The sequence below is a fragment of the Janthinobacterium aestuarii genome (assembly GCF_046113285.1).
GTDB lineage: Bacteria > Pseudomonadota > Gammaproteobacteria > Burkholderiales > Burkholderiaceae_D > Janthinobacterium.
This window is the reverse complement of record NZ_CP142524.1, coordinates 2,118,081-2,141,007: the sequence shown is the minus strand read 5'-3', so window position 1 is coordinate 2,141,007 and position 22,927 is coordinate 2,118,081. Positions and strand designations below refer to the sequence as shown.

General features: G+C 60.9%; 25 protein-coding genes. 3 read left to right on the top strand and 22 right to left on the bottom strand.

The window, feature by feature from the left end; all coding sequences use genetic code 11:
* Window positions 1-38: 38 nt before the first annotated feature.
* From uvrC to OX462_RS09560, 21 genes are all read right to left on the bottom strand, one after another.
* Window positions 39-1,919: an excinuclease ABC subunit UvrC gene (gene uvrC, locus OX462_RS09660; protein ID WP_099411204.1), complete on the bottom strand. Its 1,881-nt coding sequence runs from the start codon at window positions 1,917-1,919 to the stop codon at window positions 39-41.
* A gap of 93 nt (window positions 1,920-2,012) precedes the next feature.
* Window positions 2,013-2,408 carry a holo-ACP synthase gene (gene acpS, locus OX462_RS09655; RefSeq protein ID WP_070223854.1) on the bottom strand — a complete coding sequence of 132 codons (396 nt, stop codon included), beginning with the start codon at window positions 2,406-2,408 and terminating at the stop codon, window positions 2,013-2,015.
* Between the two features lie 14 nt (window positions 2,409-2,422).
* Window positions 2,423-3,184 (bottom strand): pyridoxine 5'-phosphate synthase, encoded by a 762-nt coding sequence (pdxJ, locus tag OX462_RS09650; RefSeq protein WP_409028274.1) that lies wholly within the window; start codon window positions 3,182-3,184, stop codon window positions 2,423-2,425.
* A 35-nt stretch (window positions 3,185-3,219) separates the two neighbouring features.
* Window positions 3,220-4,056, bottom strand: a complete 837-nt coding sequence (gene recO / locus OX462_RS09645) for a DNA repair protein RecO (protein WP_409028273.1) — start codon at window positions 4,054-4,056, stop codon at window positions 3,220-3,222.
* 28 nt (window positions 4,057-4,084) lie between these two features.
* Window positions 4,085-4,987, bottom strand: coding sequence for a GTPase Era (gene era, locus OX462_RS09640; protein WP_034749612.1), 903 nt, complete (start codon window positions 4,985-4,987; stop codon window positions 4,085-4,087).
* Between the two features lies 1 nt (window position 4,988).
* Complete coding sequence (gene rnc, locus OX462_RS09635; protein ID WP_070223860.1) at window positions 4,989-5,804, bottom strand: ribonuclease III; 816 nt, start codon at window positions 5,802-5,804, stop codon at window positions 4,989-4,991.
* A gap of 92 nt (window positions 5,805-5,896) precedes the next feature.
* Window positions 5,897-6,817 (bottom strand): signal peptidase I, encoded by a 921-nt coding sequence (gene lepB, locus OX462_RS09630; protein WP_070288654.1) that lies wholly within the window; start codon window positions 6,815-6,817, stop codon window positions 5,897-5,899.
* A 3-nt stretch (window positions 6,818-6,820) separates the two neighbouring features.
* On the bottom strand, window positions 6,821-8,611 hold the full coding sequence (gene lepA / locus OX462_RS09625; protein WP_034749621.1) for a translation elongation factor 4: 1,791 nt from the start codon (window positions 8,609-8,611) through the stop codon (window positions 6,821-6,823).
* Between the two features lie 317 nt (window positions 8,612-8,928).
* Entirely contained in the window at window positions 8,929-9,174 is a 246-nt protein-coding gene (locus OX462_RS09620) for a glutaredoxin family protein (RefSeq protein ID WP_070223866.1), read from the bottom strand.
* A gap of 54 nt (window positions 9,175-9,228) precedes the next feature.
* The gene (locus OX462_RS09615; RefSeq protein ID WP_409028272.1) at window positions 9,229-10,725 is read right to left on the bottom strand and encodes a DegQ family serine endoprotease; all 1,497 of its coding nucleotides are present in this window, start codon (window positions 10,723-10,725) and stop codon (window positions 9,229-9,231) included.
* A gap of 234 nt (window positions 10,726-10,959) precedes the next feature.
* Window positions 10,960-11,283 carry a sigma-E factor negative regulatory protein gene (locus OX462_RS09610; protein ID WP_070223869.1) on the bottom strand — a complete coding sequence of 108 codons (324 nt, stop codon included), beginning with the start codon at window positions 11,281-11,283 and terminating at the stop codon, window positions 10,960-10,962.
* 72 nt (window positions 11,284-11,355) lie between these two features.
* A complete protein-coding gene (gene rpoE / locus OX462_RS09605; RefSeq protein WP_070223871.1) occupies window positions 11,356-11,979 on the bottom strand; it encodes an RNA polymerase sigma factor RpoE in 624 nt (207 codons plus the stop codon).
* A gap of 66 nt (window positions 11,980-12,045) precedes the next feature.
* Window positions 12,046-12,576, bottom strand: coding sequence for a hypothetical protein (locus OX462_RS09600; RefSeq protein WP_139142943.1), 531 nt, complete (start codon window positions 12,574-12,576; stop codon window positions 12,046-12,048).
* 121 nt (window positions 12,577-12,697) lie between these two features.
* Complete coding sequence (gene fabF / locus OX462_RS09595) at window positions 12,698-13,948, bottom strand: beta-ketoacyl-ACP synthase II (RefSeq protein ID WP_070223875.1); 1,251 nt, start codon at window positions 13,946-13,948, stop codon at window positions 12,698-12,700.
* 29 nt (window positions 13,949-13,977) lie between these two features.
* Window positions 13,978-14,217, bottom strand: a complete 240-nt coding sequence (acpP, locus tag OX462_RS09590; RefSeq protein WP_008449912.1) for an acyl carrier protein — start codon at window positions 14,215-14,217, stop codon at window positions 13,978-13,980.
* A gap of 178 nt (window positions 14,218-14,395) precedes the next feature.
* Window positions 14,396-15,139, bottom strand: coding sequence for a 3-oxoacyl-ACP reductase FabG (fabG, locus tag OX462_RS09585; RefSeq protein WP_034749638.1), 744 nt, complete (start codon window positions 15,137-15,139; stop codon window positions 14,396-14,398).
* Between the two features lie 49 nt (window positions 15,140-15,188).
* Window positions 15,189-16,130, bottom strand: a complete 942-nt coding sequence (gene fabD, locus OX462_RS09580; protein WP_409028271.1) for an ACP S-malonyltransferase — start codon at window positions 16,128-16,130, stop codon at window positions 15,189-15,191.
* Between the two features lie 137 nt (window positions 16,131-16,267).
* Window positions 16,268-17,266, bottom strand: coding sequence for a beta-ketoacyl-ACP synthase III (locus OX462_RS09575; protein WP_070223881.1), 999 nt, complete (start codon window positions 17,264-17,266; stop codon window positions 16,268-16,270).
* A 15-nt stretch (window positions 17,267-17,281) separates the two neighbouring features.
* Complete coding sequence (gene plsX, locus OX462_RS09570; protein ID WP_035820253.1) at window positions 17,282-18,349, bottom strand: phosphate acyltransferase PlsX; 1,068 nt, start codon at window positions 18,347-18,349, stop codon at window positions 17,282-17,284.
* Window positions 18,350-18,559: 210 nt separating this feature from the next.
* Window positions 18,560-18,742, bottom strand: coding sequence for a 50S ribosomal protein L32 (rpmF, locus tag OX462_RS09565; protein WP_034749653.1), 183 nt, complete (start codon window positions 18,740-18,742; stop codon window positions 18,560-18,562).
* A 314-nt stretch (window positions 18,743-19,056) separates the two neighbouring features.
* The gene (locus tag OX462_RS09560) at window positions 19,057-19,554 is read right to left on the bottom strand and encodes a YceD family protein (protein WP_070311438.1); all 498 of its coding nucleotides are present in this window, start codon (window positions 19,552-19,554) and stop codon (window positions 19,057-19,059) included.
* A 223-nt stretch (window positions 19,555-19,777) separates the two neighbouring features.
* Here OX462_RS09560 and OX462_RS09555 point away from each other — a divergent pair, with 223 nt between their 5' ends.
* Window positions 19,778-20,386, top strand: coding sequence for a Maf-like protein (locus OX462_RS09555; RefSeq protein WP_070311451.1), 609 nt, complete (start codon window positions 19,778-19,780; stop codon window positions 20,384-20,386).
* Between the two features lie 91 nt (window positions 20,387-20,477).
* Window positions 20,478-21,227, top strand: coding sequence for an SAM-dependent methyltransferase (locus OX462_RS09550; RefSeq protein ID WP_070223890.1), 750 nt, complete (start codon window positions 20,478-20,480; stop codon window positions 21,225-21,227).
* A 73-nt stretch (window positions 21,228-21,300) separates the two neighbouring features.
* On the opposite strand, the gene OX462_RS09545 is transcribed toward OX462_RS09550, so the two are convergent.
* On the bottom strand, window positions 21,301-22,218 hold the full coding sequence (locus OX462_RS09545; protein ID WP_409028270.1) for a 23S rRNA (adenine(2030)-N(6))-methyltransferase RlmJ: 918 nt from the start codon (window positions 22,216-22,218) through the stop codon (window positions 21,301-21,303).
* A 276-nt stretch (window positions 22,219-22,494) separates the two neighbouring features.
* Here OX462_RS09545 and OX462_RS09540 point away from each other — a divergent pair, with 276 nt between their 5' ends.
* On the top strand, window positions 22,495-22,923 hold the full coding sequence (locus OX462_RS09540) for a thioredoxin family protein (RefSeq protein WP_070223894.1): 429 nt from the start codon (window positions 22,495-22,497) through the stop codon (window positions 22,921-22,923).
* The last annotated feature ends 4 nt before the right edge of the window (window positions 22,924-22,927 follow it).

Below are 22,927 nucleotides of genomic sequence, written 5' to 3'. Positions count from 1 at the left end.
AGTCCGGTTGCCGCAGCGCCGGACCAGGCCCCCATCCATTAATGCAGCTGCTTGTAGATCTCTTCCGCCAGTTGCGTGGAAATCCCCTCCACCGACATCAGATCCTCGACGCTGGCGTCGACCACGCCGCGCAAGCCGCCAAAGCGCGACAGCAGTTTCTGGCGGCGCTTGGCGCCGATTCCTTCGATCTCTTCCAGGCGCGACGTCTGGCGCGTCTTGGCCCGCTTGGCGCGCATGCCGGTAATGGCAAAGCGGTGCGCCTCGTCGCGGATTTGCGCGATCAGCATCAGCGCCGCCGATTCCTTGCCCAGTTCCTGCGCCGCGCGGCCATCTACGAACAGCAGGGTTTCCAGGCCCACCTTGCGCCCTTCCCCCTTGGCCACGCCGACAATCAAGCTGATATCGAGTCCCAGCTCGGCGAACACCTGGCGCGCCATTTCGATCTGGCCCTTGCCGCCGTCGATCAGCACCACGTCGGGCATCACGCCGTCGCCATTGGCCACCTTCTCGTAGCGGCGCATCAAGACCTGGCGCATGGCTGCGTAATCGTCGCCGGGCGTGATGTCGTTGATGTTGTAGCGCCGGTATTCGCCATTCTGCATAGCGTGATGATGGAACACCACGCACGAGGCCTGCGTCGCTTCGCCCTGCGTGTGGCTGATGTCGAAACATTCGACGCGCAGGCTGTCGAGATCCTCCGTTTCCAGGCGCAGCGCCTCGGCCAGCGCCCGCGTGCGCGACTGCTGCGAGCCCTGCTCGGACAACAATCGCGCCAGCGAAATCCCGGCGCCCTTCTGCGCCATTTCCAGCCACTGGCGACGCTGCCCCTGCGGCTGGAAGATCAGGTTGATGCGGTGGCCGCACTGCTCCATCAACGCCACCATCAGGGCCGGCTGGTCGAATTCGATATTCAGGATCAAGGTGCCGGGAATGAATTTTTCCGTGTAGTGCTGGGCCAGGAAGGCGGCCAGCACTTCCACCTCGATCGGCTCTTCGGCAATCGCCGCCGCATCGCTGAGCTGGCTGGGGAAATAGGCGCGGTCGCCCAAGTGGCGCCCGCCCCGCACCATGGCCAGGTTGACGCAGGCGCGCCCGCCCTGCACCAGCACGGCGATGATGTCGACGTCGGCGTCGCCCGTCGTTTCCATGCTCTGCTGGTGCAGCACGCGCGACAGCGAGGCGATCTGGTTGCGCACCACCACGGCTTGCTCGAATTTCAGTTCGGCGGCAAACGCGTGCATCTTCTTTTCCAGGTCGGCCATCACCTCGCTCTGGCGCCCGCGCAGGAAGCGCGCCGCGTTTTCCACGTCGTTTTTATAATCTTCCTTGCTGATCAGGTCCACGCACGGCGCGCTGCAGCGGCCGATCTGGTGCAGCAGGCAGGGCCGCGTGCGGTTCGCATACACGCTGTCCTCGCAGGTGCGGATGAGAAAAACCTTTTGCAGGATCTGCATCGATTCCTTGACGGCCCAGGAACTGGGGAACGGCCCGAAATACTGGTTTTTCTTGTCCACCGCGCCCCGGTAATACACCATGCGCGGCGCATCGCCATTGGTGATTTTCAGATACGGATACGATTTATCATCGCGGAACAGGATGTTGTAGCGCGGCTGCAGCGCCTTGATCAGGTTGTTTTCCAGGATCAGCGCTTCCGCCTCGCTGTGCGTGACCGTCGTTTCCAGGCGCGCGATGCGCTCGACCATCATGGCGATGCGGGGGCTGGCCAGGTTTTTCTGGAAATAGCTGGACACGCGCTTTTTCAGGTCGCGCGCCTTGCCGACGTACAGCACCTTGTCGGCGGCGTCGAAATAGCGGTACACGCCGGGCAGGTTCGGCAGCTTGGCGACGGTGGCCAGCACCTGCGCGCGCGGGTCGGGTGGCGTTTCCGTGGAATTGAGGTCGGGTATTGCTTCGGTCATTGCTGGCTCTTAAATGGGGTCAGACCCGCCGGGGGAATACGTCCCAGTGGGACGCATTCCGATCGAAAAGACTGCCCCCAACAGTCGTCTGCATTACGGCGCTTGCTCCACAATCACAAACGCCACGGCATACTCTTCTTCATCGCTGATCGTCACTTGCGCGCTCAGGCGATTCTTTTCCATGAAGTCGGCCAGCACGCCGCTGCAGACGATCATCGGCTTGCCGCTGGGGTGGTTCAGCATCTGCGCGGCGGGCCACGTCATTGGCATGCGCAAGCCCAGGCCGATGGCCTTGGAAAACGCCTCCTTGGCCGCAAAACGGGTGGCGAGAAAACGCACGCCGCGCACGGCGTTCTTGGCGCTGCGGGCGCGGAACTTGTCCAGCTCCTGCGGTCCCAGTATCTTTTTGGCGAAACGCTCGCCGTGGCGCGCCAGGGCCGCCTCGATGCGGGGAATCTTGCAGATATCGGTGCCGATGCCGTAAATCATGCCGAGCTCCTTTGTCAGGCCCTGTGGCCCAGGCGCGTGGCCACCATGATGGCCTTCATTTCGCGCACGGCGTTTTCCCAGCCGACAAACACGGCATGGGCGACGATGGCGTGGCCGATGTTCAGTTCGGCAATATCGGGAATGGCGGCAATCGCCTGCACATTGGTGTAATGCAAGCCGTGGCCCGCATTGACCTTCAAGCCGCGGCCCACGCCGAACAGCACGCCCGCCTTGATGCGTTCCAGCTCCGCCAGCTGTTCCGCGCCTTGCGTATCGGCGTAGCGCCCCGTGTGCAGTTCGATCACGGGCGCACCGAGTTCGGCGGCGGCGGCGATCTGCTGTTCGTCCGCGTCAATGAACAGGCTCACGCGGATGCCCTCGCCCTGCAATTGCTTGACGGCAGCCTGCACTTCCTTGAAGTAGCGCACCACGTCCAGGCCCCCTTCCGTCGTCACTTCCGTGCGTTTTTCCGGCACCAGGCACACGTCGGCCGGGCGGATGCCGCAGGCGAAGTCGATCATTTCCTGCGTCACGGCCGCTTCCAGGTTCATGCGCGTGAGCAACTGCGGCGCGATGGCGATCACGTCCGCATCCTTGATGTGACGGCGGTCTTCGCGCAGGTGCAGGGTGATGGCGTCGGCGCCCGCCTGTTCGGCCAGCAAGGCCGCGCGGATCGGGTCCGGATACGCGGTGCCGCGCGCATTGCGCAAGGTGGCCACGTGGTCGATATTGACGCCCAGGTCGATGACGGGGCCGGCAGGCTGCAAAAAGCTCATAGTGATGGTATCCGTAAAGTGCTGTAGCGCAACCGCTACAACTGCATTAAATCGATCAGTATCTGGCGCGTGTTCAAGGTGGCGCCCCCCAGTTGATGGGCCAGCAAAAATCGCATCAGCAGCTTGCTTTGCGCCTGCGTGGCCACGTCACAATAATCTTCGCGCTCCATGTCGAGCAGGGTCTTGCCCGTGATCTTGGGCCAGGCGTCGGCGGCGCGCGCCGGGCGCGGCCCCCGTTCCGGGTCGACCACGTACACCTGCCCCGCTTCGACGGCCTGGCGCGTGCCCGTGCAGCGCGTCAGGTCGGCCGCCACGCCCGTTTCCTTGAGCAGCGCGCGCTCGAACTTGCGCAGCACGATGGGCGGCGGCTCATTGTGCGCCAGTTGATTCAAGGTGGCAACGTAGTGGTCGAACAGCACGGGATGCGGATCGTCGCGCGCCAGCAATTTGACGAGCAATTCGTTCAGGTAAAAGCCGCACAGCAGGGCGGTCTTTTCAAGCGGCAGCATGCCGCCCACCCATTCCGCGCCCGTCAGGATGCGCAGCTCGGACTTGCCCGTCCAGCCCGCCTGCAGCGGCTGGAACGTCTGCAGCACGCCGCGCAACTGCGAATGGGGCCGCTTGGCGCCCTTGGCGACGAGCGCGATGCGGCCGTATTCGCGCGTAAACACGTCGACGATGAGGCTGGTTTCTTTATGCGGATAGCTGTGCAGCACGAAGGCTGGCTGGCCCGTGATGCGGCCGTCGCGCGCGGGCGGACGGCTGCGCCGGGGTGCTGCGGAAGGTGCGGCCGGCGGCGCGATGGCCGCCGGCGCGGGGACAACGGGTGAGGCTGGCGCGGGATCGTGCAGCGCTGGCGTGGTGGTGCTCATGCGTGTGGTGTCGCCCCCGGGTTGCGGATTACTCGTAGCCGTAGGCGCGCAAGCCCGCCTCGTTGTCGGCCCAGCCCGACTTGACCTTGACCCAGATTTCCAGGTACACGGGGCCGCCGAACAGTTTTTCCATATCCAGGCGGGCCTGGGTGGAGACTTCCTTCAGGCGCGCGCCCTTGTTGCCGATGATCATGGATTTATGCGTATCGCGCTCGACCAGGATGGCGGCGAACACGCGGCGCAAATCGCCTTCCTGCTCGAATTTCTCGATCAGCACGGTGCTCGTGTACGGCAGTTCGTCGCCGACGAAGCGGAACAGTTTTTCACGCACGATTTCCGAGGCGAGGAATTTCTCGCTGCGGTCCGTGATGTCGTCCGGGCCAAAGATGGGCTGGTTTTCCGGCAAGAAGCGCTTAATCTCGTTCTGCAGGCCTTCCAGCTGGAAGTGCAGCTTGGCGGACACAGGAACGATGGCGGCGAAGTCGCGCATGGCGGCGATCTTTTGCGCGAACGGCAGCAGCACGGCCTTGTCCTTGACCCTGTCCGATTTATTGATGACGAGGATGCACGGCACTTCCTTCGGCAGCAGGTCCATCACTTGCTGGTCGGCCGGGCCGAACGTGCCCGCCTCGATCACGTACAGGATCACGTCCGAGGAAATCAGCGTGTTCGTGACGGTCTTGTTCAGCGTCTTGTTCAGCGCGTTCGAGTGGCGCGTCTGGAAGCCAGGCGTGTCGACGTAGATGAATTGCGCGTCCGGCACCGTCTGGATGCCCGTGATGCGGTGGCGCGTGGTTTGCGCCTTGCGCGAAGTGATGCTGACCTTCGCGCCGATCAGCACGTTCATCAGGGTCGATTTGCCCACGTTGGGGCGGCCCACGATGGCGATATAGCCACAGCGGAAGTTGTCGGGCATTTTGGTGGCAGTCATGCTAGTGTCGATTCTGTTTAGTGTGAGCGGCGATCGCCGGGGCAGCCGGGGCTGGCGCGTCGTCGCTCTGGATGGTGGCAATGCCGGCCAGCTTGAGCTGAGCGGCGCGCGGTTTGGGCTTGCGGCTGGCGGCAGGCGACTTCAACAGCGCCTGCTCGGCCACGTCCAGCGCCAGTTTGGCGGCGGCTTGCTCACCGGCGCGGCGGCTTCCGCCACGGCCGTAAACCTGGATGTTCAATTTCGGCACCAGGCATTCGATCTCGAATTCCTGGCTGTGGGCGGCGCCATGGGTAGCCACCACGTTGTACTGTGGCAGCGAAATTTTCTTGCTCTGCAAAAACTCCTGCAGCAGGGTCTTGGCATCCTTGCCCAAGGTTTGCGGATCGACCGAGTCGAGGATGGGAATGTAGAAGGCGCGGATCACCGTGCTGGCGGCGTCAAAACCCGTGTCGAGGAAGATGGCGCCCAGCAAGGCTTCCAGCGTGTCGGCGAGGATCGACGGACGGCGGAAGCCGCCCGATTTGAGCTCGCCTTCGCCCAGGCGCAAAAATTGCGACAATTCCAGCTTTTGCGCGATTTCATACAGCGACTGCTGCTTGACCAGGTTGGCACGCAGGCGCGACAGGTCGCCCTCGTCGATGGTCTTGAAACGTTCGTACAGGATGGAAGCGACCACGCAGTTGAGGATGGAGTCGCCGAGGAATTCCAGCCGCTCGTTATGCAAACTGCTGTGGCTACGGTGCGTCAAGGCTTGCTGCAACAGGCCAGCATCCTGGAACGTATAGCCTAAACGGGTTTGCAATAGCTGAAGATTCATTGTTGTTTCTGTGTCATCTGAGTAATTCGGCTGGCCGCCGCGCGGGGAGTCGGCGCGGCAGCCATGGTTGGTCCATTACAGACCAGGCCGGCTTAGTGTATGCCGCCCACGCGTTTCGGATTGCTGAAGTTCATCCACACCAGGAAAGCCTTACCGACGATATTCTCGTTCGGCACGAAACCCCAGTAGCGGCTGTCCGCGCTATTGTCGCGGTTATCGCCCATCATGAAGTAATTGCCTTGTGGCACCACACACGTGAAGCCGTCTTCGTTGTAGTTGCACGCCTCCTTGTGCGGGAAATCCTTCACTTCGCGCAAGTTCAACGTGGGAGCGGGCTCGTCGTTGAGGATGCGGTGGCTCACGCCCGTCAGGTTTTCTTCCAGCTGCTTGTGGTAGACCGTGCTTTCGTCATCGAGGTAGTCGTCCAGCGGGGTGTACGCCACTTCCTTGCCGTTGACCGTCAAGCGCTTGTTTTCATAGGTGATTTTATCACCGGGCACCCCGATCACGCGCTTGATATAGTCTTGCGACATATCTTTCGGATACTTGAACACCATCACGTCGCCGCGCTGCGGATCATTGACTTCAATGATGCGCTTGTTGACGATCGGCAAACGAATGCCATAGGTGAACTTGTTTACCAGGATCAAATCGCCGACCAGCAAGGTCGGCACCATCGAGCTCGACGGGATCTTGAACGGCTCGTACAGGAACGAACGCAGGCAAAACACGAGGGCGATGACGGGAAAGAAGCTGCCCGAATACTCGACCCAGGTCGGCTGGCGCAACAGATCTGCCTCGATGGCGGCGCGGCGGCTGCTGCTACCATCGGACTTGATGCCTTCAGCCAACGACTTCGCTTGACGCTCATCGAACTCGGCCAGGGCACGGTCGGCCGCCTTGCGGCGTTGCTTGGACAGATAAAACACATCCAGGCACCAGACCAGGCCCGTCAACACCATCAGCACGAACAGGATTAAAGCGAAATTTCCTAAAATCACTTGCAGGTTCATTGATCAACCATCCACTTGTAAAATTGCCAGGAATGCTTCTTGCGGGATCTCCACGGAACCCACTTGCTTCATGCGTTTCTTACCCGCTTTTTGTTTTTCCAGCAATTTCTTCTTGCGGCTGATATCGCCGCCATAGCACTTGGCCAGGACGTTCTTGCGCAAGGCTTTCACGTTCTCGCGCGAAATGATGTTCGCGCCGATGGTCGCTTGAATCGCCACGTCGAACATCTGGCGCGGAATCAGTTCGCGCATCTTGGCAGCCACCTGGCGGCCACGGTACTGGCTGTTCGAACGGTGAACGATGATAGCCAGCGCATCGACTTTTTCGCTGTTGATCAGCATGTCGACCTTGACCACGTCGGCCGCGCGGTATTCCTTGAACTCGTAATCCATCGAGGCATAGCCGCGCGACGTCGATTTCAGGCGGTCGAAGAAGTCCAGCACGATCTCGGCCATCGGCATTTCATACACAAGCTTGACCTGGCGGCCGTGGTAGCTCATGTCCATCTGGATGCCGCGCTTGCCGATACACAGGGTGATCACGGAGCCCACGTATTCCTGCGGCATGTACAGATTGACGGTAACAATAGGCTCGCGCACTTCCTCGATGCGCGACGGATCGGGCATCTTCGACGGATTGTCGACGTTGATCATGGTGCCGTCGCGCTGGATCACTTCGTACACGACGGTTGGCGCCGTGGTGATCAGGTCCATGTCGAATTCGCGTTCGAGGCGCTCCTGCACGATTTCCATGTGCAGCAAGCCCAGGAAGCCGCAGCGGAAGCCGAAGCCCAGCGCCTGTGACACTTCCGGCTCGTACATCAGGGCCGCATCGTTCAGTTTCAGCTTTTCCAGCGAGTCGCGCAGCGCGTCGTACTGGTTCGCTTCCACGGGGAACAGGCCGGCGAACACTTGCGGCTGCACTTCCTTGAAGCCAGGCAATGGCGCGGCGGCAGGACGGTTGGCAAGGGTGACGGTATCGCCCACTTTCGCCGCTTTCAATTCCTTGATGCCGGCGATGATGAAGCCCACCTGGCCTGCCGACAACTGCGGCAAGGATTGCGAACGGGGCGAAAACACGCCGATGTCTTCCACCAGCTGCACCGAATCGGTGGCCATCAGGCGGATCTTGTCTTTCGGTTTCAGGGTACCGTTGATCACGCGTACCAGCATGACCACGCCCACATAGGCGTCATACCAGGAGTCGACGATCAGCGCCTGCAGCGGCGCATCGGGGTCGCCCTTCGGTGGCGGCACCTTGACGATCAGCTGCTCGAGCACGTCCAGCACGCCGAAGCCCGTCTTGGCCGAGCAATGCACGGCGTCGCCCGCGTCGATGCCGATCACGTCTTCGATCTCGGCAATCGCGCTCGGCGGATCCGCGTTCGGCAAATCGATCTTGTTCAGGACGGGCACCACTTCCACGCCCAGGTCCAGCGCCGTGTAGCAGTTGGCGACCGTTTGCGCTTCCACGCCTTGCGATGCATCCACCACCAGCAGCGCGCCTTCGCACGCCGACAGCGAGCGCGACACTTCATAGCTGAAGTCGACGTGGCCGGGCGTATCGATCAGGTTCAGGTTGTAGATCTGGCCATCGCGCGCCTTGTAGTGCAGGGCCGCCGTTTGCGCCTTGATGGTAATGCCGCGCTCGCGCTCCAGATCCATCGAATCGAGCACCTGCGCCTCCATCTCGCGGTCGGACAAGCCGCCGCACAATTGAATGATGCGGTCAGCCAGGGTCGATTTACCGTGGTCAATATGGGCGATGATGGAGAAGTTGCGTATGTTGTTCATTAACTAATATAAGTGCGAAGTTGACGACACTGCTTTAACAGGAATCAGGGGGATCATGTCCGGGCCAAACAGGGCCAAAACCAGGCGCCCCACTCATGATGAAAAAAGCGCTCCGAGCAGGACATCTGCATGCCCAGGCGAGCGCTTTTGAAGCGACAGAAGCTGCTGCCTCGGACAGTAGCTTTTTCGACCTCCCCATTTTACCGGATTTCAGAGTAGAAAGCCCGTCTTATGAGGCCGGCACCGGGGCAAGCCGACATTTTCGGCTGTTTTCAGCACCAGAATGGTGCAATGCAGTGTCAATATTGACAGTTAAGCTACATCAGGCAGCGCCGCACGGCCGCCTCGTCGAGAAAATAATGGCAGAGCTCGGGCTGCGCCAGGTCGCCGAACAGCACCGGCACCAGCTCGTCGAAACGGGCCAGCAGCGAGGCGTCGGGCGAGGCGTCGATGTCGATCACGTCCACCGTGAACGGTTTGCCGGGCGGCTGCAGCAGGAGCAAGGCATCGAGCATGTCCTGGCAAAGGTGGCAATAACTGCGGGAATAGAGCGTGAAGTGCATGGAAAAGAGAAAAAGGCATCCCGGCCACAGCCGGGATGCAGGTGAATCAGAACCTTACTTCGCCGATGGGCGCAGCGAAACGAATTGCGCTACATCGCCGCGGCGCACCAGCACGGCCGACGTCTTTTTCGGATCGAGCTTGGCCACGAGGGCGTTGAACTGCTTGGCGTCTTTCACGGCAACGTTATTCAGCTGCAAGATCACGTCGCCAGGCTGCAGGCCGGCCAGAGCCGCCACGCCATCGGCCTCGTCAACCTGCACGCCGGCGTCGATCTTCAATTCCTGTTTCTTCGCGGCCGGCACGTCGCTGACCTTCAGCCCCAGTGCATTGACGGCTTGCGCTTCCGGCTCCCTGGCGCCCTTCTTCGCCGTTTTCTCGCTTTCCAGCTCGACGACGGTGACGGGAATGTCCTGCTGCGCACCCTTGCGCCAGACGGTGAGCGTGGACTTGCCGTTGACGGGAGCGCCGCCCACCAGACGCGGCAGGTCAGACGAACGCTCGATCGGCGCGCCATTGAATTTCAGGATGATGTCACCGGGCTTGATGCCCGCCTTGTCGGCCGGACCGCCCGGCTCCACCATCGACACTTGCGCGCCCTTGGCATTCGGCAAGCCCAGCGATCCCGCCACGTCCTTGCTCACTTCGCCGATCTGCACGCCGATGCGGCCGCGCACGACCTTGCCCGTCTTTTTCAGCTGCTCGCCCACGCGCATGGCTTCATCGATGGGCACGGCAAACGAAATACCGTTGTAGGCGCCGGACAGGGTGGCGATCTGCGAATTGATGCCGATCACTTCGCCGCGCATATTGATCAGGGGACCACCCGAGTTGCCGGGATTGACGGCAACGTCGCTCTGGATCAGCGGCAGATAGTCGCCCGTGTCGCGCGACTTGGCGGAAATAATGCCGGCCGTCACCGTGTTTTCCAGGTTGAACGGCGAGCCGATGGCGATCACCCATTCGCCCACGCGGATCTTGTTCGAATCGCCGATAGTCAGGCGCGGCAGGTTGCCGCCCTCGATTTTCAGCAGGGCCACGTCGGTGCGCGCATCGGCGCCGATCACCTTGGCCTTGAATTCGCGCTTGTCCGTCAGCGTGACGTAGACCTCGTCGGCGCCATCGACCACGTGGGCATTGCTCAGCACGTAGCCATCGGCCGAGATGATGAAGCCGGAACCGACACCGCGCTGCACTTCCTGTTCCTGCGGCACGGCGCGGCGGCCGCCACGCGGCGCCTGCTGGCGCGGCGTCGGCATGGCGCCGCCGAAGAAGCGGCGCAGGAATTCCTGCATTTCCTGCTCATCCTGACTGCCGGCGCCGGCGCCGCCCATTCTCAGGCGTTCGGTGGTGCGGATATTCACCACGGCCGGGCCCACGGCGTCGACCAGGTCCGAGAAATCAGGCAGTTTCACTGCCGGCACGGCGGCCTGCGCCTGTGGCACCAGGCCCAGCATGGTGGGAGCCAGAAACACGCCAGCGGTACCGAACAATAAGGCGGAAAGCGTCTTTACTGAAAACGACTTGCTGGCGGCACACATGTTTTTTTTCATGGAAAGGATCTCTTCGAATATATAAACGGATCAAAACGCGAATCAGGTGATTGCCTGCGTGCACGATTGGCCGTCATGACGGCGTCCCCGGGGCAAACCCATCCGGTAGCGCGCATGGCAGCAACAATATATCGCAAAAGCAAGATATTGCCTGCACACAGTGTCAATCGTACCGAAGGCCAGTGTCAAGAGGGCGACAGGAACGTTAAGCCTGGCATAAGATGGCGAAACGCCCTAGCGCTGCGCCAGCGGCCCCGCCTCCAGCGGCTCGGCTGCGCCCGGCGGCACGATGGCGGCGGACAGGGGCAGCAGCGGTTCCGCATGGGCAGGCGCCGACTCGGCGGCCAGGCGGCTGGCCAGGCGTGCATCGAACTGGGCGCTCAGTGCATGGCCGCACTGCTCCGAGCGCAGCACGTCGCCGATATGGCGATAGGCATTCCAGGCTTGCCTCCCCTCATCCGTGTCGAGGGCGGCAAAAGCCAGTTCGAGTTCGCTCGCCGCCAGCTCGCCATCGGCCAGGGCGGAAATAGTCTCGTGCAAACGTGTGTGCGTATCCATGATGGGTCCTGCCATTTCAAGAGGATCGGTGCGAAAACCGGGCGCAGCCATGCCAACCTCATACTCTTCAGATTACCAGCGCTTGTCAATTGGCATGTCCAGCAACGGTTTCAATTTTTCCGCAATCACTTCGCGCGCGCGAAAAATCCGGCTGCGCACGGTGCCAATGGGGCACGCCATGATCTCCGATATTTCTTCATAACTCAGGCCCTCGATCTCGCGCAGCACGATGGCCGTGCGCAATTCGATGGGCAGCACATCCATGGCCGCATTGACGGTGGCCGCAATCTGCTTGCTCGCCAGCACCGATTCCGGTGTATTGTTGTCACGCAATTTATTGCCATCATCGAAGGACTCGGCCTGCTCGGCGTCGGCATCGCTGGACGTGGCGGCGCGCCTCCCCTGCGTGACGAGATAATTCTTGGCCGTATTGATGCCGATGCGGTACAGCCAGGTATAAAAGGCGGCATCGCCGCGAAAATGGCGCAGCGCCCGGTATGCCTTGATAAAGGTTTCCTGCACCACATCTTCGGCCTCCGCCGGGTCGTGCACCAGGCGCGACACGAGGCGCATCAAGCGGCGCTGGTATTTCGATACCAGCACATCGAATGCCCGTTTGTCGCCAGCCTGCACCCGCTCGACCAGTAACTGATCATACTCGCGCTCTGTCCTCACGCCCAATGTCCCTGTAGTCATGCAGCGTGGGCGCCTGTATGGATATAGAGTTGGCCCGCTGCAAGAAGTTCAGTGTTCGCCCCACTTTTATTCGTCCCCACTCCGCGCCGCAATGGCCCGGCACGCCACGGCCAGCGGGCGGAAGGCGGGGCAGCCGCCGCCGCGCTGCACCAGCACCTGCGTGCGCCGCCCCGCGGCATCGGCCAGGCACAGCACCAGCAGCGACGGCCACAGGGTCGAGCCCGGCAACAGGCGCAGTCCTGACGGCGGCGACGGCCCCGGGCCGGGCGGCGCCGCCACCCCGCCGGCATCCGCCCCTGGCGCTCCGCCATGCTCCAGATATACCGCCAGCCGCAATTGGCCAACCGGCGAAATATCAAGCGTCTGCGGCTTTCTGCGCCTGCGCAGCAAAGCGAGCAACAACACGCCGCCAGCAGTGCTCAGCAACGCACCGGGCCAGCCCAGCGCATAGCCGCCCACCAGTTGGCCAGGCACCGCCGCAGCGCGCCACGCACCGCTCAGGGGCCAGGCGGCCAGCAAGGCGCACAGTCCCAGCGCCGCTTGCAACAGACGCAAACAGACAGGCGTGCGAATGACAGCCGCTACTGCGATTGACATACTTCATGGGAAAAAAAAGGCGCGCCGGCAACATGCCGGGCAAATTCAGGCGCCAACGAACGTTGGCGCCGAATCAGCGCTCACTACGATTTGACCGTAGCGAGCGCTTGAAAGTTCCTGCTTATTTCGCTTTACCGAAAATCAGTGTGCCATTCGTGCCGCCGAAGCCGAACGAATTCTTCACTGCATAATCGATCTTCATATCCCGCGCCGTGTTGGCACAGAAATCGAGATCGCAAGCCGGATCCTGGTTGAAGATGTTGATGGTCGGTGGCGACACCTGATGGTGCAATGCCAGGACCGTAAACACCGCTTCCAGACCGCCCGCGCCGCCCAGCAAATGGCCCGTCATCGACTTGGTCGAGTTGACAACCAGATTCTTGGCGTGCTCGCCGAAGGTGCGTTTGATGCCCATCACTTCCGCCACGTCGCCTTGTGGGGTCGACGTGCCGTGCGCGTTCAGGTACTGAATCTGATCCGCATTCAAGCCGGCGTTGTTGAGGGCCGCGATCACCGATTTGCTGCCGCCGCTGCCATCTTCCAGCGGCGAGGTCATGTGATAAGCATCTGCGCTCATCCCGAAACCATGTACTTCGGCATAGATCTTGGCACCACGGGCCACCGCGTGCTCGTAGTCTTCCAGCACCATGACGCCAGCGCCCTCGCCCAGCACGAAGCCGTCGCGGTCGGTATCCCACGGACGCGATGCCGTTGCCGGATCGTCGTTGCGGGTCGACAAGGCGCGTGCCGAGGCGAAACCGCCCAGGCCCAGCGGCGACACGGTCGATTCGGCGCCACCGGCGATCATGACGTCGGCATCGCCGTACTCGATCATGCGCGCTGCGGCACCGATGCTGTGCAAACCGGTGGTACACGCCGTCACGATCGCCAGATTCGGGCCCTTCAGACCATATTTGATCGAAAGGTTGCCAGAGATCATGTTAATGATCGAGGCAGGCACGAAAAAGGGCGAGATACGGCGCGGACCGCGCTTTTCGTACTCGGACTTGGTTTCCTCGATCAGCGGCAAGCCGCCGATACCGGAACCGATGATCACGCCGATGCGCTCGGCGTTTTCCTCGGTCACTTCCAGGCCGGAGTCCTGCATCGCCTGGATGCCGGCAGCCATGCCGTAATGGATAAAGGTATCCATATGGCGTGCTTCCTTACCGGAGATGTACTCTTCGATATTGAAGCCTTTGACTTCACCGGCAAAATGCGTGGTGAATGGCTGTGCATCAAACTTGGTAATCGTGGCAATGCCGGATTTACCTTCAATGATTGCGCCCCACGCCTCGGCAATAGTATTGCCGACAGGTGAAACGCAGCCCAGGCCGGTGACAACAACACGACGGTTTTTAGAACGGCTCAAGCGATTCTCCTGAAGTCGGTCAGACAGGCTTAGGCCTTGACGTGTGCGGTGGCGTAGTCGATCGCCTGTTGCACGGTGGTGATTTTTTCAGCTTGTTCGTCAGGGATTTCCATTTCGAATTCGTCTTCCAGGGCCATGACCAGTTCCACGGTGTCCAGGGAATCGGCGCCGAGATCGTCGACGAAGGAGGATTCGATTTTGATGTCTGCTTCTGCAACGCCCAGTTGCTCAGCGACGATTTTCTTAACGCGTTGTTCGATATCCGACATGTTATGGCTCCAAAGTGTGTGTTACGGAAAGTGCGCGCATTTTATCAGGTTTGCGCGTCCGAATACTAATTTCGGTGTCTGCTGCTAATTCGACCGAAGCTGCTGCTAAAAGATGCGATTATAGACAAAAACGGCCATTGAATGATGCCACAAACGCCCGCCCCGTCTAGCTTTCACATCAATTCATGTACATACCGCCGTTCACGTGCAGGGTGGTGCCCGTGATGTAGGCCGCTTGCGGCGAGGCCAAAAAGGCCACCGCCGCCGCCACGTCTTCCGGTTTGCCCAGGCGGGACAGGGGAATTTGCGTCAACAGGGCCGCGTGCTGCTCTTCGCTCAGGGCCTTGGTCATGTCGGTATCGATGAAGCCAGGGGCGATGCAGTTCACGGTAATGTTGCGGCTGCCGATTTCGCGCGCCAGGGCGCGGCTCATGCCTTCCACGCCGGCCTTGGCCGCCGCGTAATTCATTTGCCCCGGATTGCCCGACGAAGCCACCACCGACGTGATATTAATGATACGCCCAGTTTTGGCTTTCATCATGCCGCGCAGTACAGCGCGCGACAGGCGGCCGACGGCCGACAGGTTCGTGGAAATCACGCTGTCCCACTCCTCATCCTTCATGCGCATGGCCAGCTGGTCTTGCGTAATGCCCGCATTGTTGACGAGGATGGACAGGCTGCCGTAGGTTTTCTGCACTTCATCGACGACGGCCGCGCAGCGCGCCGCATCGGTCACGTTCAGGACCAGGCCCTTGCCCGTGACGCCTTCGGCGGCCAGGTAATCGGTGATCGCTTGCGCACCGCTTTCCGAGGTGGCGGTGCCAACCACGGTAGCACCCTGTTTGCCCAGTTCGGTGGCGATGGCGCGGCCGATGCCGCGCGAGGCGCCCGTGACCAGCACGACTTGATTTGCTAAATTCATGAGTATCCTTAAAAGCAAGCGCGGCAGGCAGGCTGCCGCGATCTGATGTTTATTTGAGCTGCGTCAAAATGCGTTCCAACGAAGCCTGATCGACGATGGCGTCGCCCACCAGCACGGGATCGATGCGCTTGGCCAGTCCCATCAGGACCTTGCCCGGGCCGCATTCGATCACTTGCGTGATGCCGTCTGCCGCCACTTTTTGCATGGTTTCCACCCAGCGCACGGGACTGGCTGCCTGGCGCACGAGGGCATCCTTGATGCCGGCGACGTCGTTGACGATGGCCACGTCGACGTTGTTGATCAGGGCGATCTGCGGCGCGGCGAACGTCAGGCCGGCCATGTACTCGCGCAAGCGGTCCGATGCCGGCTTGAGCAGCGACGAGTGGAATGGCGCGGAAACGGGCAGCTTCATGGCGCGTTTGGCGCCCTTGGCCTTGGCCAGTTCGCAGGCACGCTCGACGGCCGCCGTGTGGCCGGCGATGACCACTTGCGCAGGCGCATTGAAATTGACGGACTCGACCACCAGGGCCGGGTTTTCCGCCGCCGCTTCCGCACAGGCGGCGCGCACGTCGTCGTCCGACAGACCCAGCACGACAGCCATCGTGCCCTGCCCGACCGGTACGGCTTCCTGCATGGCTTGCGCGCGGAAACGCACGAGCGGCACGGCATCCTTGAACGAGATCACGCCGGCGGCGACCAGCGCCGAGTATTCACCGAGGCTGTGACCGGCCACGACCGTCGGCACGGGGCCGCCGGCCGCCAGCCAGGCGCGGTAGAAGGCCACGGCCGCCGTCAGCATCACCGGTTGCGTATTGGTGGTCAGGTCCAGCTCTTCCTTCGGACCTTCGGCGATCAGCTTGCCCAGGTCGCATTGCAGGGCGTCCGACGCTTCGGCGACGGTTTGCGCAACCACGGGGTTGCCGGCGAAACCATCGAGCATCGCAATCGCTTGCGAGCCTTGGCCTGGGAAAACAAATGCAAATTGTGTCATGTCGACTCCGTTTTTTTACTATTTAGAGAATCAGAGACCTAAAGGCAACTGCTGGGGTACGTCCCTGCGGGATCGGAATGCATTCCATTGGAATGTATTCCCCCGACGGGTCGGACCCCAAAGTCAGCCTTCGGCTATCACATCCTTGCCAGCACGGCGCCCCAGGTAAAGCCGCCGCCCACGCCTTCCATCATGACGTTGTCGCCCTTCTTGACCCGGCCGTCGCGCACGGCGATGTCGAGCGCCAGCGGGATCGAGGCGGCCGAAGTGTTGCCATGCTGGTCGACGGTGACGACCATCTTGTCCAGCGGCAAACCGAGTTTCTTGGCCGTGCTGTTCATGATGCGGATATTTGCCTGGTGCGGGATCAGCCAGTCGATCTGGTCCGACGTCATGTTGGCGTGTTCGAGGGCTTCGTGCGCGACCTTTTCCAGCACGGACACGGCCAGCTTGAAGACGGCCGGGCCATCCATGTACAGGAAGGCGCTGCCGTCCAGCGCGCCGCCAGCCAGGCTGCCCGGCACGCTGAGGATGTTCGAATGGCGGCCGTCCGCGTGCAGCTTGGTGGCCAGGATGCCCGGCTCTTTCGATGCCGTCATGACGATGGCGCCGGCGCCGTCGCCGAAAAGCACGCAGGTGCCGCGATCGTCGAAATTGAGGATGCGCGAAAACACTTCGGCGCCGATCACCAGCACGTTTTTATGCATGCCCGACTGAATAAAACTGTCGGCCGTGGCCACCGCATACACGAAACCGCTGCAGACGGCTTGCACGTCGACGGCGGCGCAATTGTTCGTGATGCCCAGCTTGTTTTGCACGATGCAGGCGGTGCTGGGGAAGCTGCCGAAGAAGTCGGGGGTCGAGCTGGCGACGATGATCAGGTCGAGGTCGTTGCCGTTCAGGCCAGCCATGTCCAGGGCCTTTTTGGCCGCTTCCACGCCCAGGTCCGAGGAGTTTTGCGTTGGCGCCGCGTAGTGGCGCGCCGAGATGCCGCTGCGCGACACGATCCACTCATCCGACGTCTCGATGCCCTTGGCGGCCAGCTGTTCGGTCAAGTCCTGGTTGGTGACGCGCTTCTCCGGCAGGTAGCTGCCGGTACCGATAATTTTGCTGTAAGTTTTGCTAAAAACAGTCATGCAAGTACCCGTCCACTAAATGGTAGAGCTTGTTGATGTAGGTTCATCCGGAACTGGCGTGCGCGGCATCAACTCGGCGATCAGGCTGGCCAAGTGCGCTTGCACGTCATTTTTTGCCGCATCAAAAGCGCGGCGCAAGGCCCATTCGAAGGAATAAGCATCGGCGCTGCCATGGCTCTTGAAGACGAGGCCACGCAAGCCCAGCAGGCTGGCGCCGTTGTAACGCGAAGGATTCAAACGGTTGCCGATGGCTTTCAGGGCCCCGCGGGCGATCAGCGCGCCCAGCATGGTAATCGGATTGCGCTTGAATTCGGAAGTGAGCACGTCTTTCATGAAGCGCGCCAGGCCTTCGATGGCTTTCAGGGTCACGTTGCCGACGAAACCGTCGCAGACGACGATATCGGTCGTGCCCTTGAAGATATCGTTGCCTTCCACGTTGCCGTAGAAGTTCAGCGCGCCACGCTCGTGGTCAGCCTGCAGCAGCTTCGAGGTGAGTTTCACCACTTCATTGCCCTTGATATCTTCCGTGCCCACGTTCAGCAAGCCGATCGTGGGACGTTCGATACCCTCCATGGCGGACACGAGCACGGAGCCCATGATGGCGAACTGGTGCAAGTGATGCGGTTCGCAATCGACGTTGGCGCCCAGGTCCAGCATATAGGTCGGGCCGTTCTTTTGATTCGGCAAGATGCTGCAGATGGCCGGGCGGTCGACGCCGGACATGGTTTTCAATACGTAGCGCGACACGGCCATCAAGGCTGCGGTATTACCGGCGGAAACGGAGGCTTGCGCCACACCGCTCTTGACCTGTTCGATGGCCACGCGCATGGAGGAATCCTTCTTGCGGCGCAGGGCCACTTCCAGGGGATCGTCCATGGTAACTTGTTCGGAGGCATGCAATACCGACAGGCGCGGATGCGTGTCGGCTTTATGTTTCTTCAGTTCGGCACGAATCACGTCTTCCAATCCAACAAGGATCAGTTCGGCTTCAGGCTCATGTTTTACGAAGGAAATTGCTGCGGGGATAGTGACTGAGGGACCGTGATCTCCGCCCATGCAGTCGATAGAAATTTTGATTGTCATTTGTGTTGATTCAATACCGCTGCGGGCGTGCGGCAAGATGTGAATCGGACTGGAGCATATGCAGGGCGCAGCATGTCATGCACAGGCCTGGACAGCGTGATTCAAAATGACGGGTGTGCAAGATGAATTGCAGCCGATAAAAAAGAAGAAGCGGCGCCACGCCGAATAACCACGCAACACCGCTTTCATCTTACCCAACAAAAACGTCGATTACTCGTCGTTTTTGGTCTTCAACACTTTACGGCCACGATAGAAGCCGTTAGGGCTGATATGGTGACGCATGTGTGTTTCGCCGGTAACTGGCTCGACGCTCAATTGCGGCGCGACCAGGAAGTCGTGCGAACGGTGCATGCCGCGCTTGGAAGGGGTTTTCTTGTTCTGTTGAACTGCCATGATGACTCCTAATACATAAGTTCTAAAATTTTAGCACAATCGATTGGCAAATACATGCGAATCGAGTATCCCAGCGGCAAAGACTACCCGAAAATAGCCCGGACCGACATCGTTTATTACAATTACATTTCACTACACTTGCCATACTCGATTACTACACGCGTTTGACACGTTCTTTACAGGAAGCATAAAAAACCTACTGCGCTTCCCGCTATCGCCTCGGCGTTGCTCAGCGTACCTTCGTACGCTTGCGCTACTCAAGACGATATCGGGCCGCTCGCTACGGTTTTTTAAGGCTTCCTTTCTTACACTACTTATTCTGGCTTCAAGTCTTTCAGTGCCGCAAACGGCGACTTCTTTTCAGTCTTGAGAGCATCGAGCTGCGCCGTATCGGGGCAGACGTCGTGTTTGGGTACCTGCGGCAGGGCCAGCAAGGCTTCATCTTCGATCAGGGCCGCGGCATCCATGCTGCGGCTGCCGACGATCACGTCGATCGATTCATCGTTGATGATTTCTTCGATCTCGTCTGCGTGCTCGTCATCCTTGCCCAGCATCAGAGTGGTCGTCGAATCAATTGCGTAAGCATACGGAGTCAGGCAGCGCTGGCAAACCAGCTGAACGGTGCCGTTGACCGACAAGGTCAGTTGTGGGTAGCCCAGCTTGCTGGTGCCGCCGACGATCTTCCAGGCGATCTCGCCGGAATTATCTGCACAATCCTTGGTCAACCGGGTCATTTCAGCGACAGGAGTTACACCCTCGCGGCTCCCGCTGATACGACAAAAATCAAAGGCGTCGATCACAAAAGCATTCATTGGTAGAAAATTTCCCCGGAAAACCTGCGATAATAACAGGGTTTTTAGCACGGAGTCAAAGGCTAAGCATCTTTTTTGACGCAATCATTGCCATCAACATGACAACTTCATCAACACCGTCATGCCGCATGGAGCCTCAGTTATGGGCTCTGCGCCCTGGAATTTGCGTGAAATCCCACTGACATCGACCTGCGCGGCCATGCCGGCCGCCATCCACTACCGAATGATACCAACTTCCGCCCCATTGCGCTTGATTCTTGCATCGAGCTCGACCTACCGCAAGGAATTGCTGCAACGCCTGCGCCTGCCTTTCGAGGTGGCCGTTCCCGATCTCGACGAAAGCCCCCTGCCAGGCGAAAGCCCCAGCGCCACGGCCTTGCGCCTGGCGCAGGCCAAGGCGCAGGCCGTGCTCGACCGCTATCCTGGCAGTCTCGTCATCGGCTCCGACCAGGTCGCCACCCTGGACGGCGCGCAGATCGGCAAGCCAGGCAGCCATGCGAACGCCCTGCGCCAGCTGCAAACCATGCGCGGGCGCCAGACCGTGTTCCACACGGCACTATGCCTGCTCGACGGGCGCCACACTCCGGCCGTGGCCCAGGTGGAAGATATCCAGACCCTCGTCACCGTGCGCGACTTGCCCGACGCGGAACTGGACGCCTACCTGCGCATCGAGCAGCCGTACGACTGCGCCGGCAGCGCCAAGAACGAAGGCCTGGGCATCGCCCTGCTCGAACGCATCGACAGCACCGACCCGACCGCCCTCACCGGCTTGCCGCTGATCGCCCTCACCGGCATGCTGCGCAAGGCGGGCGTGGCGTTTTTTAAAATTTAAAATACCCCTAACGGCAACATCTGGGGTCAGACCCGACGGGTCTGACCCCGGCAGTTTGACGTTGGGGTACTAACATGACTGACTAAAATCCATGACCGGCACCCTGTACCTGATCCCCAACCACCTCGGCCTGTCCGATGGCGCCATCGACCCGCTGGCCCGCATCATTCCCGAGCAGGTGCGGCAGATCACCTCGCAACTCGATTATTTCGTCGCGGAAAACGCCAAGACGGCGCGCGCCTTCCTGAAATTGATCGGCAACCAGCATCCGCTGGCCAAGCCGCTGCAGGAAATCACGATTTCCGAACTCAACGTCAATACCCCGGCGCAAGCGCTGGCCGGCTTGCTGGCACCGCTGCTGGCGGGACGCGATGCGGGCCTCGTGTCGGAAGCGGGCGTGCCCGCCGTGGCCGACCCCGGCGCCGACCTGGTACGCCTGGCGCATCAGCACGGCATTAAAGTGCGTCCGCTGGTGGGCCCGTCGTCGATCCTGCTGGCCGTGATGGCCAGCGGCTTGAACGGCCAGAGCTTCGCCTTCAACGGCTACCTGCCCACGGACGCGGCCCTGCGCGCCAAGCGCATCAAGGAACTGGAAAGCCGTTCGCGCAATGAAAAGCAAACTCAGCTGTTCATCGAAACGCCATACCGCAACGCCGCCATGCTCGAAGCCCTCGTGGCGCAATGCGCGCCGTCAACCCTGATCTGCGTCGCCACCGACCTGAGCCTGGACTCGGAAAACGTGCAGACGTGGAATGGCGGACAGTGGAAGAAACAATTGGCCGCCGGCAAGGCGCCGGACTTCCACAAGAAACCCACCGTGTTCTTGCTGCTGGGACAGTAATTCCTCGCCAGCCAATAAAAAACGCCACGGTCGACTGCACCGTGGCGTTTGTATTACCTCACTACGACAGTCACTATACGCGACGTGTGCCCGTATTTTTCTGTCCACCCTTGCCCGTTTCCAATACGAACTTGGCGCCATCGTCGCGGCCCAGCACCTTGACCAGGTAAGGCATGACTTCACGCAGCATCGGCTCCAGGGTGTACGGCGGGTTCAAAATGAACATGCCGCTGCTGTGCAGGCCGAAGCCGTCCGGCGACGGCGTGTTGACGGTCAGGGTCACGTGCAGCCAGTCCGAGCTGGGCAATTGCTTGAGCTTGTCGGCGAACTGGCGCGATTCCATGCGCTGCAGCACCGGATACCAGACGGCGTAGATGCCGGACGGGAAGCGCACGAGGGCGTCGGCCAGGGTGTCCTTGACCTTGCGGTAATCCATCTTGTCTTCATACGGCGGGTCGATCAGCACCAGCGCGCGGCGCGATGGCGGCGGCAGCAGGGCCTTCAGGCTCTGGAAGCCGTCCGCCTTGGTGATGATGACGCGCTTGCCGCGCACGGTGGGACGCTCGCCCTGGGCCAGCGCATGCGCCTCGACCTTGCGGAAGTTGTCGGCCAGAATCTTTGCATCGGCAGGATGCAGTTCGAACAGGCGCAGACGGTCTTGCTCGCGGCTGACCTTGTCGGCGCAGTACGGCGAACCCGGGTAGTAGCGCATCTTGCCGCTCGGATTCATTTCCTTGATCAGCTTCATGTACTCGGCCAGCGAGGCCGGCCAGTCCGTACGGTCCCACAGGGGCGCGATGCCCGTTTCGTACTCGGCATTTTTCGAGGCATAACCGCCGTCGAGCGCATACACGCCCGCGCCGGAATGGGTATCGATATAACTATAGGCGGTATCTTTTTGATTCAGGTATTGCAATAACTGAATCTGCACATAATGTTTCAACACATCGGCGTGATTACCCGCGTGAAAGGCGTGGCGGTAACTCAACATAAGCTGGCTAATTCCATAATAAAAATAAACAAAGGCGGGAGCGCTGACACCGGGCAGGGCATGAAAACAGACTGGAGGGGGTCAGGCTGCGGGGCCAGGAAACAGCATGGACCAGCGTAATCAGCGCGCAATTATCAGCATTATCCACCAGAAAGGTGTATTGCATCAAAAAACACCCATAAACAAGCTCATGCATTCTCGGGACTGAGGGGGCCGGGCGCGGTAGAATACGCGCATCGGGCGCCCGCGCCCATCAGCCTACTAATATATACAGCCATGTACAGCCTGACCCTCACGACCGATAACCGCGCCGACGTCGCGGCAGCCCTGGCCGGCCCGCGCTGGACGGTGGCCTGCCTGTGCGCGCTGTGGTGCGGCACTTGCGGCAGCTACCGCGCCACGTTCGAGGAACTGGCCGCGCGCCATCCGGACACCGTCTTCGTCTGGATCGACATCGAAGACCAGGCCGACGTGGTGGGCGACCTCGACATCGACAACTTCCCCACCTTGCTGATCCAGCGCGAGGATAACGTGGCCTTCTTCGGCACCGTGCTGCCCGACGGCGGCCTGGCGCACCGCATGGTGCAGGCGCAGCAGGCGCTCAGCGCCGAGGAACTGGCGGCGCTGGCCACCAGCACGCAGGAACGGCGCGACTGGCAGCGCGACTGCAATCTGCGCCATTTACTGGCTACCACGCTGGCCTGATCCG

What these genes read in the sequence shown, in the direction of transcription:
- recO (WP_409028273.1), bottom strand. Translation starts at nt 4,056, where the DNA reads ATGAGCACCACCACGCCAGCGCTGCACGATCCCGCGCCAGCCTCACCC.
- acpS (WP_070223854.1), bottom strand. Translation starts at nt 2,408, where the DNA reads ATGATTTACGGCATCGGCACCGATATCTGCAAGATTCCCCGCATCGAG.
- plsX (WP_035820253.1), bottom strand. Translation starts at nt 18,349, where the DNA reads ATGACAATCAAAATTTCTATCGACTGCATGGGCGGAGATCACGGTCCC.
- rpmF (WP_034749653.1), bottom strand. Translation starts at nt 18,742, where the DNA reads ATGGCAGTTCAACAGAACAAGAAAACCCCTTCCAAGCGCGGCATGCAC.
- OX462_RS09615 (WP_409028272.1), bottom strand. Translation starts at nt 10,725, where the DNA reads ATGAAAAAAAACATGTGTGCCGCCAGCAAGTCGTTTTCAGTAAAGACG.
- OX462_RS09610 (WP_070223869.1), bottom strand. Translation starts at nt 11,283, where the DNA reads ATGGATACGCACACACGTTTGCACGAGACTATTTCCGCCCTGGCCGAT.
- uvrC (WP_099411204.1), bottom strand. Translation starts at nt 1,919, where the DNA reads ATGACCGAAGCAATACCCGACCTCAATTCCACGGAAACGCCACCCGAC.
- rpoE (WP_070223871.1), bottom strand. Translation starts at nt 11,979, where the DNA reads ATGACTACAGGGACATTGGGCGTGAGGACAGAGCGCGAGTATGATCAG.
- OX462_RS09600 (WP_139142943.1), bottom strand. Translation starts at nt 12,576, where the DNA reads ATGTCAATCGCAGTAGCGGCTGTCATTCGCACGCCTGTCTGTTTGCGT.
- OX462_RS09575 (WP_070223881.1), bottom strand. Translation starts at nt 17,266, where the DNA reads ATGACTGTTTTTAGCAAAACTTACAGCAAAATTATCGGTACCGGCAGC.
- OX462_RS09620 (WP_070223866.1), bottom strand. Translation starts at nt 9,174, where the DNA reads ATGCACTTCACGCTCTATTCCCGCAGTTATTGCCACCTTTGCCAGGAC.
- OX462_RS09545 (WP_409028270.1), bottom strand. Translation starts at nt 22,218, where the DNA reads ATGTTGAGTTACCGCCACGCCTTTCACGCGGGTAATCACGCCGATGTG.
- lepA (WP_034749621.1), bottom strand. Translation starts at nt 8,611, where the DNA reads ATGAACAACATACGCAACTTCTCCATCATCGCCCATATTGACCACGGT.
- acpP (WP_008449912.1), bottom strand. Translation starts at nt 14,217, where the DNA reads ATGTCGGATATCGAACAACGCGTTAAGAAAATCGTCGCTGAGCAACTG.
- era (WP_034749612.1), bottom strand. Translation starts at nt 4,987, where the DNA reads ATGACTGCCACCAAAATGCCCGACAACTTCCGCTGTGGCTATATCGCC.
- OX462_RS09540 (WP_070223894.1), top strand. Translation starts at nt 22,495, where the DNA reads ATGTACAGCCTGACCCTCACGACCGATAACCGCGCCGACGTCGCGGCA.
- OX462_RS09550 (WP_070223890.1), top strand. Translation starts at nt 20,478, where the DNA reads ATGACCGGCACCCTGTACCTGATCCCCAACCACCTCGGCCTGTCCGAT.
- fabG (WP_034749638.1), bottom strand. Translation starts at nt 15,139, where the DNA reads ATGAATTTAGCAAATCAAGTCGTGCTGGTCACGGGCGCCTCGCGCGGC.
- lepB (WP_070288654.1), bottom strand. Translation starts at nt 6,817, where the DNA reads ATGAACCTGCAAGTGATTTTAGGAAATTTCGCTTTAATCCTGTTCGTG.
- OX462_RS09555 (WP_070311451.1), top strand. Translation starts at nt 19,778, where the DNA reads ATGATACCAACTTCCGCCCCATTGCGCTTGATTCTTGCATCGAGCTCG.
- rnc (WP_070223860.1), bottom strand. Translation starts at nt 5,804, where the DNA reads ATGAATCTTCAGCTATTGCAAACCCGTTTAGGCTATACGTTCCAGGAT.
- fabD (WP_409028271.1), bottom strand. Translation starts at nt 16,130, where the DNA reads ATGACACAATTTGCATTTGTTTTCCCAGGCCAAGGCTCGCAAGCGATT.
- OX462_RS09560 (WP_070311438.1), bottom strand. Translation starts at nt 19,554, where the DNA reads ATGAATGCTTTTGTGATCGACGCCTTTGATTTTTGTCGTATCAGCGGG.
- pdxJ (WP_409028274.1), bottom strand. Translation starts at nt 3,184, where the DNA reads ATGAGCTTTTTGCAGCCTGCCGGCCCCGTCATCGACCTGGGCGTCAAT.